The sequence below is a fragment of the Brevundimonas subvibrioides genome (assembly GCF_027271155.1).
GTDB lineage: Bacteria > Pseudomonadota > Alphaproteobacteria > Caulobacterales > Caulobacteraceae > Brevundimonas > Brevundimonas subvibrioides_D.
Genome location: NZ_CP114542.1, coordinates 2889075 through 2903660, shown reverse-complemented (window position 1 = coordinate 2903660; position 14586 = coordinate 2889075). Strand labels below are relative to the sequence as shown.

Genomic DNA, 14586 nt, shown 5'->3' with positions numbered 1-14586 from the left:
CTCAGCCTGCCCTATCGGCCAGGACCTCTCCATCGCGCGACCCGGCCCCCGGGGCCGAACAGGGGTCGGCCATCGATCAGGCCAGGCGCCTCGCCGTTTCCCCTCAGTAGATCTCGAACAGCCCCGCCGCGCCCTGGCCGCCCCCGATGCACATGGTGACGACGCCGTACCGGGCCCCGCGCCGCTTGCCCTCGATCAGGACGTGGCCCGTCATCCGCGCGCCCGACATGCCATAGGGGTGGCCGATCGAGATCGCCCCGCCCGAGACGTTCAGCCGGTCCATCGGGATGCCGATCGTGTCGGCGCAATACAGGACCTGGGAGGCGAAGGCCTCGTTCAGCTCCCAGATGCCGATGTCGTCGACCGTCAGACCGTGGCGCTTCAGCAATTTGGGCACCGCATAGACCGGACCGATGCCCATTTCGTCCGGCTCGCAGCCAGCGACGACCATGCCGCGATAGGCTCCCAGAGGCACCAGGTTGTGCCGCACCGCCTCGCCCGCCTCCATGATGACGCTGGCCGAGGCTCCGTCCGACAGCTGGGACGCATTGCCGGCGGTGATGAACTCGCCCTGCTGGATTTCCTCGCCGCCCCCGAACACGGGCTTCAGGCCCTTCAGCCCTTCCAGCGTGGTATCGGCGCGATTGCCCTCGTCCTTCGACAGGGTCACTTCCCTGTTCGAGGCATGACCCGTCGCCTTGTCCACAACCTGCATGGTCGTGGTCATCGGCACGATTTCGGCATCCAGATACCCGGCCGCCTGGGCCGCCGCCGTCCGCTGCTGGGATTGCAGCGCGTATTCGTCCTGGCGATCGCGGCTGATGCCATAGCGGCGCGACACCACCTCGGCCGTCTCCAGCATCGACATATAGATGTGTGGCGACAGCTTCAGCAGCGCCTCGTCCTTCATCCGGTACAGGTTCATGTGCTGGTTCTGGACCAGCGAGATCGACTCCAGCCCGCCGCCGACGGCCATCTTCTGCTGGTCGACCACCACCTGTTTCGCCGCAGTGGCGATCCCCATCAGGCCGGAGGCGCACTGTCGGTCGATCGTCATGCCGGGAACGGACGAGGGCAGGCCCGCCGCCAGCGCGATCTGACGCGCCACATTGGTACCCGTCCCGCCCTGCTGCAGGGCCGCGCCCAGAACCACGTCCTCGATCTCGGCCGGATCGACGCCGGCACGCGCCACGGCGTGTTTGACGGCATGGGCCCCCAGCTGCTGGGGCGCGGTGTCGTTGAACGCCCCGCGATAGGCCCGCCCGATGGGGGTGCGGGCGGTGGAGACGATGACGGCTTCACGCATGGCGGGCTTCCTTGTCGGGCGCCCGGCCGAAGGCTGGAGCGCGGTTTCCTCGTACATTGTCCGGCGTCTGTCGACCGGTTCAACGGATGCATCAGACTTACGCGCCTGCCGTCGCGTCAAGGCAAGCGGTCAAGGCCCGATCAGGCGTGGGCCTTTTGGGCCTTCGTGAGTTCGATCATGCCCTGGGCGGCCCCCATCTCCGGAACGATCTCGCCGGTCCGGTCCGAGATCGCCTCGAACCGGGCGGCGACCTGATCGGCCGCGTCGTCGCCGACGATCCTCACGCCCTGGGTCAGGGTCACATAGGCCCGCTCGAAGCCCCCGGCCCCGGCCGCCAGGATGCAGCGCGTCGGCGCGTCCTGGCTGACCAGATAAAGCAGGCCCGGCGACACCAGTTCGGGCCCCAGCGCCTCCAGCGGCAGTGCCGCGCCCAGGTCTTCGGTCATTCGCGTATGGGCGGTGGGGGCCAGGCAGTTGACCCGGATGTCGTTCCTGGCCCCCTCGATGGCCAGGGTCTGCATGAAGCCGACCAGCGCCATCTTGGCCGCGCCATAGTTGGCCTGGCCGAAGTTGCCATAGAGGCCGGACGACGATGTGGTCATCACGATGCGGCCATGGTTCCGCTCGCGCATGCCGTCCCAGACCGCCTTGGTGCAGTTGACCGCCCCCATCAGGTGCACGTCGACGACAAAGCGGAAATCCTCGATCTCCATCTTGGCGAAGGACTTGTCGCGCAGGACCCCTGCGTTGTTCACCAGGATGTCGACCGACCCCCATCTGGCGGTCGCCTCGGCCACCATCGCCTTGACCGCTTCGAAGTCCGTCACGGAGGCTCCGTTGGCCATGGCCTCTCCGCCCCTGGCCACAATCTCGGCCACCACGGCTTCAGCAGGGCTTTGCGACGATCCCGATCCGTCGCGCGCCACGCCCAGGTCGTTCACGACCACCCTGGCCCCGCGGGCGGCCAGGGCCAGGGCGTGTTCACGCCCCAGACCGCCCCCTGCACCCGTGACGATCGCCACCTTGCCGTCGAACCGAATTGTCATTGAGCCGGACTCCCTTGTTCCTCCAGCCTGATATCAGGCCGCCGCGTTTCGCCAAGGGGGGGATATGTGTTGAAATGGCGCCACAGTTGTCGCATTGCGAGCCGTTCTGCGGAACCTGCAGTGCAGTCTGCCGTTCGGCTTCCCGAGTGCCGCGTGTAAGCGTGGCCCTAGGGCATCAATCAATAATGAGGACTGACATGAAGCTTAAACTTCTCGCCGGCGTCGCAGCGATGGGGCTTCTGGCCGCTGGTGCTGCATCGGCTGAGCCGGATGGCTGGTATGGGGCGGTAGACGCCGGTTACCAGGTCATTGACGACATCAACACCGAGTCTTCGGTGACGGGTCAGAACTTCAATTTTGAAGTGAACGACGGCTGGGCAGCGTTTGCGCGTCTGGGCTACCGTTTTGACGCCAACTGGCGTGTGGAACTGGAGGGCGGCTATCGCTCGGGCGACATCGGCAAGGTTCGCGCGGTGTCGGGTTCGAACGGCATCTGCAACCTGACGCCGGCGTCGGGTCCCTGCTTCTCGCCTGCAGGCGACATCGAGTCCGCCACGCTGATGGCCAATGTCATCTATGACATCGGTGGCGAGTACTGGGGCATCCGTCCGTTCGTGGGCGTGGGCGTCGGTGTGAACCGCGTCGACACCAGCTTCGTGGGAGCCTATCGCGCGACCCGTTCGGCGACGGTGGTGGGCGACGATTCGTCGACCAAGTTCGCGGCCCAGGCCATTGCCGGCCTGAGCTATGCCGTGGGTGACCGCGCCAACATCGACCTGACCTATCGCTATCTGACGGGCGATGCCGAGTTCGCCACCGTGTCGAGCCCGACGTCGTTCAACCAGGGCACGTTCGAAGGCGACTACGACCAGTCGCACACCCTGACGCTGGGCCTGCGCTATGCGTTCGGTGCCGAAGAAGCGGCCCCGCCGCCGCCTCCGCCCCCGCCGCCGCCGCCTCCGCCCCCGCCGCCTCCCCCGCCGCCTCCGCCCCCGCCGCCGCCTCCGCCGGCTCCGACGGCGCGTGAGTTCGTGGTCTATTTCGACTGGGATCGTTCGGACCTGACGGCCGAAGCCCGCTCGGTGGTGACCCAGGCGGCGACCTACGCCAAGTCGGGTCGTCCGACGCGCGTTCTGGTCGTCGGTTACGCCGATACGTCCGGCTCGGCGGCCTACAATGTGGGCCTGTCGAACCGTCGTTCGCGCACCGTGGCCGATGCTCTGGTCGCCCAGGGCGTCAACGGCGGCGTGATCGCCCTGGACGGCAAGGGTGAAACCAACCTGGCCCGTGCGACCGCCGACGGCGTTCGCGAGCCTCTGAACCGTCGCGCCACCATCGGCATCAACTTCTAGGACCGCTTCGATGGCCCGGCTCCGGATCTGACGATCCGGGGCCGGTCGCCGACGAACGGTTGCCGATGACGCAACACACTCAGCCGCCGATTCTCGAAAGAGGGTCGGCGGCTTTGTTCTGTCCGGGGCCGGACAGGCGGCTGTGGTCGATCCCGGCCGGTTCCGACCGTTCCGTGAAACCTCGAGCATGATCGTTGGAGGTGGACCCCCGTCGTGGGTCCAGCCGAAAGCGTGGATCAGGCTCTCGCCCATCTCTGGAGCCTGATTCACGGCATCGGTGGAATCGCGAAGCGTTTCCCCCTCAGCCGATCAGGCTCTTGCCGATTGCGCGCGCTTTTTTGGACAAGCCGGTTGATCCGCGCGGTTCCGGGCGCGACAAGGAGACCCATGTCAAAGCGCCGCGCCTCGAGGATCGTGATTCCGACCGAAGCCGCTTTCGACGTCCGTGCGAGTCACGCCTGAGCATGGCCGACGTCCGCATTCCCTCGCGCCGCGCCGCTCTGCCTGTCGATCGACGCATCCGCCCGGATCGTCGGGTGGCCGATACCGGTGCCCCCGTCCTCCGGCCACTCCCGGCCCCGATCCCCGTCCCGGCCGCGCGCCACCGGGTCGCGCGCGGCAGCGCCACCGACCTGTCGTCGCGCCGCTTTCTGATCGTGACCGCGCCGTTCGGTCCGTTCGGCCGGGTGCTGGCGGGCGAGCTGGAGGCGCGGGGGGCCCGGGTTCTGCGCATGATCTTCAACATCGGCGATCTGGTCTACTGGCGTCGCAAGGGGGGGCTGACCTTCGACGGCGACGTACGCGACTGGCCCGCCCATCTGGCCGGGCTGGTGGCCACCCATGGCCTGACCGACCTGATCGTGTTCGGCGAGGGCGGCCCCTACAACCAGGCCGTCCTGACCCGCGCCGCCGAACTCAAGGCCCTGGCGGCGGAGGCCGGTGGCGAGGGACGAGGGACGAGCGACGCCGACCCCATCGACGGGCGTTCTCCCGGCCAGGACGCGATCGACCGCATCACCCGTGATGGCGACCGCAAAGAGACGTCTCGCCACTCGCCACTCGCCACTCGCCACCCGGACCTCCGCGAGCCGGTCGGTAGCGGTGCGGCGTCAGCCGCCCACGACCGCGCTCAGGCAGCGAGGCTCCGCGAGCCGAGCGGTAGCGCCCTCAGAATCTGGGTCCTCGAAAACGGCTACTTCCGGCCGGACTGGATCACGGTCGAGCAGGACGGGGTCAATGCCCGCTCCGGCCTGGCCCGCCACCGCTCGGCCTATGACCCGCCCATTCCCGAGATCGTCCCGGCCCGGCCGGTGGGGCGCGCCCTGCCGCACCATGTGGCCAACATCAGCTGGTATCACTTCCTGCAGTTCCTGGTCCGGCCGTTCGCCTTCCGGCACTATGCCCAGCCCTATACGACCCCGGCCTGGCTGCAGTGCGCCAGCCATATCCGGCGCTACTTCGGCCTGATGCTGCGGTCCTCACATGAGGCCGATGCCCGGGTGATCCGGGCCCGCGGGCCCTTCTTCATCGCCTGTCTGCAGCGCGAGGGCGACGCCCAGCTGCTGCGCTACTCCCACTATGCCGACAACACCGCCTTCCTCGCCGAGGTCCTGACCTCCTTCGCCGGACATGCGCCCGCCGACGCCCGGCTGGTGGTCAAGAACCATCCGCTGGATCCCGGCCTGGTCGACCTGCGCCGCATGACCCGGGTCCTGGCCATCGAGCGCGGCATCGCCGATCGCGTCGACTTCATCGACGGCGGAAACCTGGCCCAGCTGTGCCGCGCCTCCAACGGCATGGTGGTCAACAACTCATCGGCCGCCCTGTCGGCCCTGGGCTTCAAAACACCCGTCAAGGTCCTCGGACAGGCCTTCTTCGACTTCGACGGCCTCACCGACCAGCAAACCATCGACGCCTTCTGGACCAACCCCAGAACCCCCGACCCCGACCTGTTCATCCGCTTCCGGGCCCACGTCATCCAGCAGACACAGGTCAACGGAAACTACCACGAACCCAAGGCCCTCTCACCCACCGCAAAAGCCGTCGCAAACCGATTCCAGGACGCAGGGTAGGCCGTCACCCGTCGAGCGTGGCCTCAATGACGTCGCAGACCTGGTCGATGTCGGCCTCGGTCAGTGCGCTGCCCGATGGCAGGCACAGGCCGTTGGCGAACAGGGTTTCGGCGACGCCGTTCTGGATCACCGGAGCGTCGCTGAAGGCCGGCTGCAGATGCATGGGCTTCCATACAGGCCGTGCCTCGATGTCGGCCCCGGCCAGGGCCAGACGCAGGCGCTCCACGCTGACCCCCGTGATCTCGCGGTCCATGACCACCGCCGTCAACCACCGCGTATGGCGACGTTCCGGAGCCTCCGGCGCAAACTCCAGGCCGGGTCGGCCCGAAAGCCGGCGCCGGTAATGGTCGAAGATCGCACGCCGCCGCGCGACTTTCGCGTCCAGGGTCGGCAATTGGGACAGGCCGAGCGCGGCCGACAGGCTGAGCATGCGAAAGTTGAACCCGACCTCGGCATGCTCGTAATGCACGGCCGGAACGCGAGCGGCCGCCGCCAGCGACCTGGCGCGCGCGATCAGGGCCGCATCGTCCGAGGCCAGCATGCCGCCGCCGCCGGTCGTGATGATCTTGTTGCCGTTGAAGGAAAAGGCCGCCGCCGACGCGCCGTGGCCCGCGTGTCTGCCCCTGTTCGTGGCTCCGACAGCCTCGGCCGAGTCGAGGATGACGGGGACCCCCTGCACATCGGCAATCCTCCGGATCCTTTCGATGTCGCAACACTGGCCATAGAGATCGGCGGGTACGATGGCGCGGACCTTCAGGCCCTCCGCCGCCGCGCGACGGAAGGCTTCATCCAGCAGATCGGGGTCGAGGTTCCAGTCGTCGGCCGAGCAATCCACGAAGATCGGACGCGCCCCCGCATGGACGATCGGGGCGACACCGCCGATGAACGTCAGGGTCGGGGCAATCACGGCATCGCCGGGCTTCAGGTCCAGCATGTGCAGCGCCAGATGCAGGGCGGCTGTGCCCGACGACGTCGCTGTCGCATAGGCGAGGCCGATGGTGGCGGCGAAGGCCTGCTCGAAATCCTCCACCACGGGTCCAGCGGACGAGACCCAGCCGTCGTCAAAGGTCCGGATCAGTCCGGCCCGGTCGTCGGGTCCCAGGTCCGGGGCGGAAAGAGGAATGCGCATCACGGCGTCAGCAGACGCCGATGGCCTGATTCCCGCAAGCGGTCAGCCGGAGGCGCGGATGAGGGCGGGCTGCGATGCGCCCGATGCGACAGGCGCGTGGTCCAGAACGGACTGCCCGACGGCGATCACCAGGCTCGCGGTCACGACGGCGGACACCACCGCGGTGACGATCATCCGCACCGCGGTGACAAAGTCGCCGTTCTGGTCCATGTCGCCCCCCGAGTCGCCCGGACTCAGGGACCACACACGGGCCCGCGGCGCAAGTCACGGACCCGTGTGTTTTCAACGCGGTGCGCGAGATCAGCCCTTGAACGGACGGATCAGGATCTCCACGCGCCGGTTCTGGGCCCGGCCCTCCGGGGTGGCATTGGAGGCGACGGGCACCCGCGACGACTGGCCGGCGACGTACAGCCGTTCGCGAATCACGCCCCGTGAGATCAGGGCGTCAGCGACCGCCAGAGCGCGGCGCTCGGACAGGGGCTGGTTGATCGCGTCGCCGCCCGAAGAATCGGTGTGGCCGACGATGTCGACGACCGACCGGTCATACTCCTGCAACACGCCCGCGACATCGGACAGAACGGCGTCGAAGCGCGGCTCGATATTGGACTGGTTGACCGCGAAGGTGACGTCCGACGGCATGCGCAGCACCAGGTTGTCGCCCTGCCGCGCCACGCCCACGCCCGTGCCGGACAGCTCGGATTCCAGCGCGCGCTGCTGGCGATCCATATAGCTGCCGACGGCCGCGCCGCCGAGGGCACCGACGCCCGCACCGATCAGGGCATTGCGACGGCCCTGTTCGCCGTTCGAGGTGTTGGTCAGATAGCCCAGAACCGCGCCACCCAGGGCGCCGGCGATGGCACCCGTCGCGGTATTGTTGCGCCGGGGCGTGGAGCTGTAGGGGTCCATGGTGGTGCAGGCCGATGCCCCCAGCATGGCGACGACGCCCAGGCTCGTGACGATCAGGTTGGTGCGCATGGTTCTTGTCCTTTTGAAATTCCGTGGCGTGTGAACGCGACCTTATGGTGAAGGTTCCGACCTGACCGTGGCATGAACAAGGTCCACGAAACGCCGCGTCCCGACCCGAAACTGCCAATTTCGAACGGCAAGAGGTATGACAACGATCCGCGTCCCGAAAACGCGGACCGACGCTTGTGAAAGGCCACGACCGTGACGGCAACTCTCGACCATCCGACCTCGACGCTGTCCGCCCGGGGAATCACGCCCGTCTCGATGTCGCGTTACGACACCGATTTCCAGGGTTTCGCCGCCGACCTCGGGGCATCGTTCAAGCGGTATGGCTTTGCCGTCGTGTCCGACCATGGTCTGGACGAACAGGTCATCCAGGCCGCCATCGCCGACGCCAGGGCGTTCTTTGCTCTGCCGGAAGAGGTCAAGCGCGCCTACCACCAGCCGGGCACGGGCGGCGCACGCGGTCTGACGCCCTTCGGCACCGAGGCCGCCAAGGATGCCAAGACGGTAGATCTGAAGGAATTCTGGCATACGGGCCGCGAGCTGCCCGACGGTCACGCCTATGGGCGCTATATGCGCGCCAACCTTTGGCCGACCGAGGTGCCGGGGTTCCGGGATCACCTGTACGGCATGTTCGAGGCGCTGGACGCCCTGGGCCGCAGAATTCTGAAGGCCATCGCCCGCTACATGGCCCTCGGCGACGACTACTTTGAGGACAAGGTCGAACTGGGCAATTCGGTCCTGCGGATGCTGCACTATCCGCCGGTGCCGGCCGATGCGCCGGGCGTACGGGCGGGCGCGCACGAGGACATCAATGTCATCACCCTGCTGCTGGGGGCCGAGGAGGCCGGGCTGCAGCTGAGGGACGCGGACGGCGAATGGCTGGACATCGCGCCGCCGCCCGGGGCCCTGGTGGTCAATATTGGCGATATGCTGCAGCGACTGACCAACCACGTCCTGCCGTCGACGACCCACCGGGTGGTCAATCCGGCCCCGGAACGTCGCGGCTTCGCGCGCTATTCCACGCCCTTCTTCCTGCACTTCAACCCGGACTTCGTGATCGAGACCCTGCCGTCCACCATCACGGCCGGGAACCCCGACCGCTATGCCGGCAAGTCGATCATGGCCGAGGACTTCCTGACCGAACGGCTGAAGGAAATCCGGTTGCTCTAGGCCGTTTCGACCGCGTCTTCCTTCGGCGCAGCCGGATTGGCGGCGAACTGCCCACCCCGGCGATACCGCCACAGATAGGACGGAGCGATCGCCTCCAGTCCCGTCGCCTCGATGCCCAGGTCGGCCAGACCCTCGGCTCCGGGGGCCACCACATTGTCGACCTTCAGCATCAGCACCTGGTCGCGCGTCAGCACCGGCGGAATGCCGACCAGGCTCGACAGCTGCATGACCCGGCCCATCGTCGCCGCCACAAAGACGGGCAGGGGGGCCAGCAGGCGCATCTTGCCGGTCTCGCGCAGGATGTATTTGAGGATGTCCTTGAACGACCAGACCTCGGGGCCGCCCAGTTCGAAGGTCCGTCCGGCCGCGTCGTGTCGCACTACCGATCGCGCGATGGCCTCGGCGACGTCGCCGACCCAGACCGGCTGGAACTTCGTCCTGCCGCCACCGATCAGGGGCAGGGCGGGAGCGGTTCCGGCCATGGCGGCGAACCGGTTCAGGAAGCCGTCGCCCGTTCCGAAAACGATGGAGGGGCGCAGGATCACCGTGTCGGGCCTGACCGCGCGCGCGGCCGCCTCGGCCTCGCCCTTGGAGCGGCCATAGTCGGCTTCGGAGTTCACGTCGGCCCCGATCGCGGACACATGAACGAAGCGGGCGACCCCGGCGGCCATGCAGGTCTCGGCGATGTTGCGCGTTCCCTGGATGTGGGCGGCGTCGAAGCCGCGCCCCGGAGCCTCGAACAGCAGGCCGACCAGGTTGACGGCGGCATCGGCCCCCTTCAGGGCGGCGGCCACGTCGGCGGGCCTTGTGATGTCACAGCGCACGGGCTGGATCTGGCCCACGTCGCCCAGGATGCGAAGATCCTGCGCCAGGTGCGGTTTGCGTACCGCCACGCGCACGCGCCAGCCGCGTCTGGCAAGAGCGCGGACGGCCTGGGTCCCGACGAAGCCGGAACCACCGAAGACGGTGACCAGACCGGGGGAGAATTCGGACATGGGGAGCGATCCTGAAACGTCTTGGGAAAGCCTGCGCAGGCCTTGTGGCGCGGGGATAGACGATGGGCGGCCGGGTCGCAACGCGGGCCTTGGGCGCAGGCCCTCCGAAAGGCTCCAAAACCGTGTTGACCACATCCCGTCGCTGCCTTAAGGGTCCGCGCCTTCCGGTCGAACACGACAGCTTTGTCGCATTCGAACGGGGCCCAGGTGGCGGAATTGGTAGACGCGCTGGCTTCAGGTGCCAGTGATAGAAATGTCGTGGAGGTTCGAGTCCTCTCCTGGGCACCAGTTTCAAACGGCGTCGCATCGCAAGGTGCGGCGCCGTTTTCGTTTCTGCGTCCCTCTCCCCTTGCGGGAGAGGGAGATCGCGCACGGCGGCACAGCCAACGTCCTGGCGCGGTCGGGTGAGAAGTGACACCCCCCTCAACGTCCAGGCACAGAAACCCCTCACCCTTTCGCGCAGGACCGATCGCTTCGCTCCCGGGCGCTCAAGCCCTCTCCCGCAAGGGGAGAGGGGCTGCTAAAGCCACCCCATGACCGTATATCTGCACGAGGGCGATCTGCCCGACGATCTGGACCTCGGCCCCGAGGTCGCCGTCGATTCCGAGACCATGGGCCTGCGCTTCCGTCGCGATCCGCTGTGCGTGGTCCAGCTGTCGGCCGGTGACGGCGATGCCCATGTGGTGCGCCTGTCCCGCCCCGCCTACGATTGCCCCAACCTGAAGCGGCTGATGGCCGACCGCGACGTCCTGAAGATCTTCCACTTCGGCCGCTTCGACATCGCTATGGTCGAGCTGCATCTGGGGGTCGAGACGGGCCCTGTCTATTGCACCAAGATCGCCTCCAAACTGGCCCGCACCTATACGGACCGGCATGGCCTGAAGGATGTGGCGCGCGAACTGGCGGGCATCGACCTCAGCAAGGCCCAGCAGTCGTCGGACTGGGGCGCGGCCGAGCTGTCCCAGGCCCAGCTGGACTATGCCGCCTCCGACGTCCTGCACCTGCACGTCATCATGCGCCGCCTGAACGAGATGCTGGAGCGCGAGGGCCGGATGGCGCTGGCCCAGGCCTGTTTCGACTTCCTGCCGACCCGCGCGCGTCTGGACCTGCGCGGCTGGGACGAGATGGACATCTTCGCCCACACATGACCGACCCTGCCCCCGCCAACGACCGCAACAGCGTCGACGAGGCCCGGCTGGCTGCCGAGGCCGGTCGCTGGCGCGCAAGGTCGCGTCGGGTGCAGCTTTATCGTCGCCTGCTGCCGGTCCTGATCCTGATCCTGGCCGGTGGTGCCCTGACCTGGACGGTCTTCCGCACCGTGATGTCGGGGGTGGAGCGCAACGCCAGCCAGTCGAAGGAAATCGCGCTCGAAAAGCCGATGTTCCACGGCCAGGACTCGGCCGGGCGCAGCTTCGTCATCGGGGCGCAGGGGGCCGTGCGCGATCCGGCAACGGGCCGGTTTCGCCTGAATGGCCCGCTGCTGCGGCTCAATCTCGGGGGGACAAAGGTCACCGAACTGACCGCCGATGCCGGCATCTACAACGAGACGGCGCGGACCGTGACGATCGGCCCGAACGTCAGGATTTCCGACGGAGGCTCCGGCTTCACCCTGACGACGCCGGAGGCCGTGGTGGACACCGCGACCGGCGTCGTGACCGGCGACAGGGGTGTCCAGGGACGCGGCCCCCTTGGAACCATCCGGGCAACGTCCTATGCCATCCATGAACAGGGCCAAAGGGTCGTGTTCAGGGGTTCGGGCGACAACAAGGTGCAGGGCACGATCAGCCCTTCTTCCGGTGGATGACATGAAGACGACCAGCATTCTCGCGATGGGCGCAACCGTCGTCGCACTCGGGCTAGGCGGCATGGCCGTGGCCCAGTCCCGTCCCAGCACCTCGAACCAGCCGATCGGCTATGGCGCGGACTCGGGCGAACTGACCCCTACGGCCGTGTCCCTACGCGGCCGCGCCGAGATCACCCAGGGCCTGACCCGGCTGCGCGCCAACGCCATCGAAGGGGTGCGCGACGCCTCGGGTGGTCTGACCCGCATCGAGGCCACGGGCGACGTCTATTACGTCACGCCCAACGAGACGATCCGAGGCGATCGCGCGGTCTATACCGTCAACAACGCCACGGTCACCGTGACCGGCGACGTCATCCTGACCCAGGGCCAGAACGTTCTGACCGGGGGCAGCCTGACCTACAATGTCGACACCGGACAGGCGCAGATCCAGGGGGCCGGCTCCGGTGCCAATGCCGGTCGCGTACGCGGCGTCTTCTATCCCGAAGGATCGAACTGAGCCCCGGCTCGCGAACCCCGCATGGCCCGCAAGGAACTTTCCGCCCTCAATATCGATGACCGCCCGGCCGCGCCGACCGTGCCCGCCCCGGTGCCCGCGCGTGGCCTGCGGGTCCAGAACATCGCGCGCGCGTTCGGCGCGCGGCAGGTCGTGGCCGATGTCTCCCTGACGGTGCAGCGCGGCGAGGTCGCAGGCCTGCTGGGACCCAACGGGGCCGGCAAGACGACCTGTTTCTACATGATCACCGGCCTGATCCCGCCCGACAGCGGATCGATCTGGCTGGACGGCGAGGACATCACCGCACAGCCTATGTACCAGCGCTCCCGCATGGGCCTGGGCTATCTGGCGCAGGAAGCCTCGATCTTTCGCGGCATGACGGTCGAGGACAACGTCAAGGCGGTGGTCGAGCTGCGGGAGACGGGCAAGGCCATAGAGATCGAGACCACCCGCCTGCTCGAAGAACTCAACATCCAGCACCTGCGCCACGCGCCCGCCACCGGCCTGTCGGGCGGGGAGCGTCGCCGGGTCGAGATCGCCCGGTCCCTGGCCGGCAAGCCCAGCTTCATGCTGCTGGACGAACCCTTCGCCGGCATCGACCCCCTGGCCATTGCCGACATCCGCCAGGTCATCCGCTATCTGGCGGGCGAGGGGATCGGCGTCCTGATTACCGACCACAATGTGCGCGAGACGCTGGACATCATCGATCGCGCCTCGATCATCTCGAACGGAGCCGTCCTGTTCGAAGGCACCGCCGACGAGGTCATCCACGACCCTGAGGTCCGGCGCGTCTATCTGGGCGATCTCTACGGCTGACGCGCCAGGGCATGGTCGTGGGGGCCAGACCCGCGAAGCAATTCCAACTCGATCGATAAGGGTCTAGCGGACGAACAGTCCCAGATGTTCGATCAGGATCGTCGTGCCGACGCCGATCAGGGCCAGACCCCCGATCATCTCCGCCCACTTGCCGAAGCGAACGCCGACTGCGCGCCCGATCATCATGCCGATCGTGGTCAGGGCAAAGGTCGTCAGCCCGATACAGGCCGCGATGATCCAGATGTTGGCGCCCAGAAACGCCAGCCCCACCCCGACCGCTGCGGCATCGATGCTTGTGCCGATGGCGGTGGCCACCAGCGCCCAGAGCGCCGACCGCGACGGCGAAGGCCCGACGCTGTCCGCCGACGCCGGTTTGCGCGCTTCCCAGATCATCTTTCCACCGACGACGGCCAGAAGGCCGAACGCGATCCAGTGATCGACCTGTTGCACGAACCCGGCCGCCAGCAGGCCCAGGGTCCAGCCGATCAGGGGCGTGATCGCCTCGATGACACCGAAAACCATCCCCGCCCTGACCGCGCCCTGCCACGACGGGCGATGCGAAGCGCCTCGCCCGACTGCGGCCGCGAAGGCGTCGGTGGACATGCTCAAGGACAGGATCGCGATGGTACCGGGGGTCATACGGCACGGCTTAACGGTCACGCCTGTTGTTAGGCCAGACTGAACCGGCGGAACGAGACAGACTTCAGGCGCCGCGTCGCCCGAACACAGGTGCCGGTGTCGTCCTGTAGCCGCCGGCCCAGGCCTCCGGTCCGGGCGCGGGCGGATCGAATGCGGTCTGAAGGGCCGGTGCGGCATCGGCGTTTGCCCGCTTCGCCTCGGCGAACAGGGCCTCCAGCCGGGCATCGTCGTAGACGGTCCCTTCGTCGCCGCCGCCGTAACGCGCCGTCGGATCGAGCGGGTCGGGTCCGAACCGGTTCTCGCCCCGCGTCCCCGGCAGAAGGACCAGCACACCCATCGCCATCTGCCCGAGCCCGCCGAACGCGCCCAGCATCCCGGCCGTACCCAGCCCGGCGAGCAGGGTTCCGACGAAGACCTCGGGGCTGCCGCCCAGACCCACCGACCCCAGCGCCGTCCCGAAGGTCGCCAGGGTCAGGACCGTGCTGGCGATACCGGGCGCGAGCAGGACCAGCCAAACCGCGCCCCGCCCCGTGTCGTGCAGTCGTCGCACCAGCACGGAATAGTTCGGGACAAGGAGGCCGATGACGCTGATGCCGATCAGACCGACGGCGACCAGCACGCCCGGGGAAACCTGTCCGGGGTCCTGGCTCACGGCCGCGACGAGCAGCCCGACCAGGACGGCGTACCAGAGCAATTGGGTGACCGCGAACAGACAGTACTCGCCCCGGCTGGCGCGACCCTTGACGTCGGCATAGCGGATCAGTGGGCGGAACAGGATCATGGCGCGCTCGT

General features: G+C 67.8%; 15 protein-coding genes and 1 tRNA gene. 8 read left to right on the top strand and 8 right to left on the bottom strand.

The genetic code is table 11. The features are described 5' to 3' along the window. Positions 1-103: 103 nt before the first annotated feature. Together O3139_RS14380 and O3139_RS14375 are read right to left on the bottom strand one after the other, a co-directional pair. Positions 104-1306, bottom strand: a complete 1203-nt coding sequence (locus tag O3139_RS14380; protein WP_209322385.1) for an acetyl-CoA C-acyltransferase — start codon at positions 1304-1306, stop codon at positions 104-106. 140 nt (positions 1307-1446) lie between these two features. Next, positions 1447-2352: an SDR family NAD(P)-dependent oxidoreductase gene (locus O3139_RS14375; protein ID WP_269514780.1), complete on the bottom strand. Its 906-nt coding sequence runs from the start codon at positions 2350-2352 to the stop codon at positions 1447-1449. A gap of 197 nt (positions 2353-2549) precedes the next feature. On the opposite strand from O3139_RS14375, the gene O3139_RS14370 reads away from it, so the two are divergent. Together O3139_RS14370 and O3139_RS14365 are read left to right on the top strand one after the other, a co-directional pair. Next, positions 2550-3704 carry an OmpA family protein gene (locus O3139_RS14370; protein ID WP_269514779.1) on the top strand — a complete coding sequence of 385 codons (1155 nt, stop codon included), beginning with the start codon at positions 2550-2552 and terminating at the stop codon, positions 3702-3704. Between the two features lie 464 nt (positions 3705-4168). Beyond that, positions 4169-5776 (top strand): capsular biosynthesis protein, encoded by a 1608-nt coding sequence (locus tag O3139_RS14365; protein ID WP_269514778.1) that lies wholly within the window; start codon positions 4169-4171, stop codon positions 5774-5776. Between the two features lie 4 nt (positions 5777-5780). On the opposite strand, the gene O3139_RS14360 is transcribed toward O3139_RS14365, so the two are convergent. The 3 genes from O3139_RS14360 to O3139_RS14350 all read right to left on the bottom strand — a co-directional run bounded on the left by O3139_RS14360 (position 5781) and on the right by O3139_RS14350 (position 7880). Then, complete coding sequence (locus O3139_RS14360; RefSeq protein ID WP_269514777.1) at positions 5781-6905, bottom strand: DegT/DnrJ/EryC1/StrS family aminotransferase; 1125 nt, start codon at positions 6903-6905, stop codon at positions 5781-5783. A 42-nt stretch (positions 6906-6947) separates the two neighbouring features. Next, positions 6948-7115, bottom strand: coding sequence for a hypothetical protein (locus O3139_RS14355; RefSeq protein WP_269514776.1), 168 nt, complete (start codon positions 7113-7115; stop codon positions 6948-6950). Between the two features lie 90 nt (positions 7116-7205). Continuing rightward, positions 7206-7880 carry an OmpA family protein gene (locus O3139_RS14350; protein ID WP_269514775.1) on the bottom strand — a complete coding sequence of 225 codons (675 nt, stop codon included), beginning with the start codon at positions 7878-7880 and terminating at the stop codon, positions 7206-7208. Positions 7881-8105: 225 nt separating this feature from the next. On the opposite strand from O3139_RS14350, the gene O3139_RS14345 reads away from it, so the two are divergent. Beyond that, on the top strand, positions 8106-9047 hold the full coding sequence (locus O3139_RS14345) for an isopenicillin N synthase family dioxygenase (RefSeq protein ID WP_269516500.1): 942 nt from the start codon (positions 8106-8108) through the stop codon (positions 9045-9047). Here the strand turns inward: O3139_RS14345 and O3139_RS14340 are convergent. Beyond that, complete coding sequence (locus O3139_RS14340) at positions 9044-10042, bottom strand: complex I NDUFA9 subunit family protein (RefSeq protein ID WP_269514774.1); 999 nt, start codon at positions 10040-10042, stop codon at positions 9044-9046. The genes O3139_RS14345 and O3139_RS14340 overlap by 4 nt on opposite strands. 201 nt (positions 10043-10243) lie before the next feature. Here O3139_RS14340 and O3139_RS14335 point away from each other — a divergent pair. The 5 genes from O3139_RS14335 to lptB all read left to right on the top strand — a co-directional run bounded on the left by O3139_RS14335 (position 10244) and on the right by lptB (position 13155). After that, a tRNA-Leu gene (locus O3139_RS14335) sits at positions 10244-10330 on the top strand. A 245-nt stretch (positions 10331-10575) separates the two neighbouring features. After that, positions 10576-11190, top strand: coding sequence for a ribonuclease D (locus tag O3139_RS14330; protein WP_269514773.1), 615 nt, complete (start codon positions 10576-10578; stop codon positions 11188-11190). Beyond that, the gene (lptC, locus tag O3139_RS14325) at positions 11187-11846 is read left to right on the top strand and encodes an LPS export ABC transporter periplasmic protein LptC (protein WP_269514772.1); all 660 of its coding nucleotides are present in this window, start codon (positions 11187-11189) and stop codon (positions 11844-11846) included. Before O3139_RS14330 ends, lptC begins: the two co-directional genes overlap by 4 nt. Position 11847: 1 nt before the next feature. Beyond that, the gene (locus tag O3139_RS14320) at positions 11848-12342 is read left to right on the top strand and encodes an LptA/OstA family protein (protein ID WP_269514771.1); all 495 of its coding nucleotides are present in this window, start codon (positions 11848-11850) and stop codon (positions 12340-12342) included. 21 nt (positions 12343-12363) lie between these two features. Continuing rightward, a complete protein-coding gene (lptB, locus tag O3139_RS14315) occupies positions 12364-13155 on the top strand; it encodes an LPS export ABC transporter ATP-binding protein (RefSeq protein WP_269514770.1) in 792 nt (263 codons plus the stop codon). A 63-nt stretch (positions 13156-13218) separates the two neighbouring features. Here the strand turns inward: lptB and O3139_RS14310 are convergent, their stop codons facing one another. Both O3139_RS14310 and O3139_RS14305 read right to left on the bottom strand, forming a co-directional pair. Further along, entirely contained in the window at positions 13219-13794 is a 576-nt protein-coding gene (locus O3139_RS14310; protein WP_269514769.1) for a manganese efflux pump MntP family protein, read from the bottom strand. A gap of 64 nt (positions 13795-13858) precedes the next feature. Next, entirely contained in the window at positions 13859-14575 is a 717-nt protein-coding gene (locus O3139_RS14305) for a DUF805 domain-containing protein (RefSeq protein ID WP_269514768.1), read from the bottom strand. Positions 14576-14586: the final 11 nt, after the last annotated feature.

What these genes read in the sequence shown, in the direction of transcription:
- O3139_RS14355 (WP_269514776.1), bottom strand. Translation starts at nt 7,115, where the DNA reads ATGGACCAGAACGGCGACTTTGTCACCGCGGTGCGGATGATCGTCACC.
- O3139_RS14320 (WP_269514771.1), top strand. Translation starts at nt 11,848, where the DNA reads ATGAAGACGACCAGCATTCTCGCGATGGGCGCAACCGTCGTCGCACTC.
- lptC (WP_269514772.1), top strand. Translation starts at nt 11,187, where the DNA reads ATGACCGACCCTGCCCCCGCCAACGACCGCAACAGCGTCGACGAGGCC.
- O3139_RS14350 (WP_269514775.1), bottom strand. Translation starts at nt 7,880, where the DNA reads ATGCGCACCAACCTGATCGTCACGAGCCTGGGCGTCGTCGCCATGCTG.
- O3139_RS14305 (WP_269514768.1), bottom strand. Translation starts at nt 14,575, where the DNA reads ATGATCCTGTTCCGCCCACTGATCCGCTATGCCGACGTCAAGGGTCGC.
- O3139_RS14380 (WP_209322385.1), bottom strand. Translation starts at nt 1,306, where the DNA reads ATGCGTGAAGCCGTCATCGTCTCCACCGCCCGCACCCCCATCGGGCGG.
- O3139_RS14340 (WP_269514774.1), bottom strand. Translation starts at nt 10,042, where the DNA reads ATGTCCGAATTCTCCCCCGGTCTGGTCACCGTCTTCGGTGGTTCCGGC.
- O3139_RS14375 (WP_269514780.1), bottom strand. Translation starts at nt 2,352, where the DNA reads ATGACAATTCGGTTCGACGGCAAGGTGGCGATCGTCACGGGTGCAGGG.
- O3139_RS14310 (WP_269514769.1), bottom strand. Translation starts at nt 13,794, where the DNA reads ATGACCCCCGGTACCATCGCGATCCTGTCCTTGAGCATGTCCACCGAC.
- O3139_RS14370 (WP_269514779.1), top strand. Translation starts at nt 2,550, where the DNA reads ATGAAGCTTAAACTTCTCGCCGGCGTCGCAGCGATGGGGCTTCTGGCC.
- lptB (WP_269514770.1), top strand. Translation starts at nt 12,364, where the DNA reads ATGGCCCGCAAGGAACTTTCCGCCCTCAATATCGATGACCGCCCGGCC.
- O3139_RS14330 (WP_269514773.1), top strand. Translation starts at nt 10,576, where the DNA reads ATGACCGTATATCTGCACGAGGGCGATCTGCCCGACGATCTGGACCTC.
- O3139_RS14365 (WP_269514778.1), top strand. Translation starts at nt 4,169, where the DNA reads ATGGCCGACGTCCGCATTCCCTCGCGCCGCGCCGCTCTGCCTGTCGAT.
- O3139_RS14360 (WP_269514777.1), bottom strand. Translation starts at nt 6,905, where the DNA reads ATGCGCATTCCTCTTTCCGCCCCGGACCTGGGACCCGACGACCGGGCC.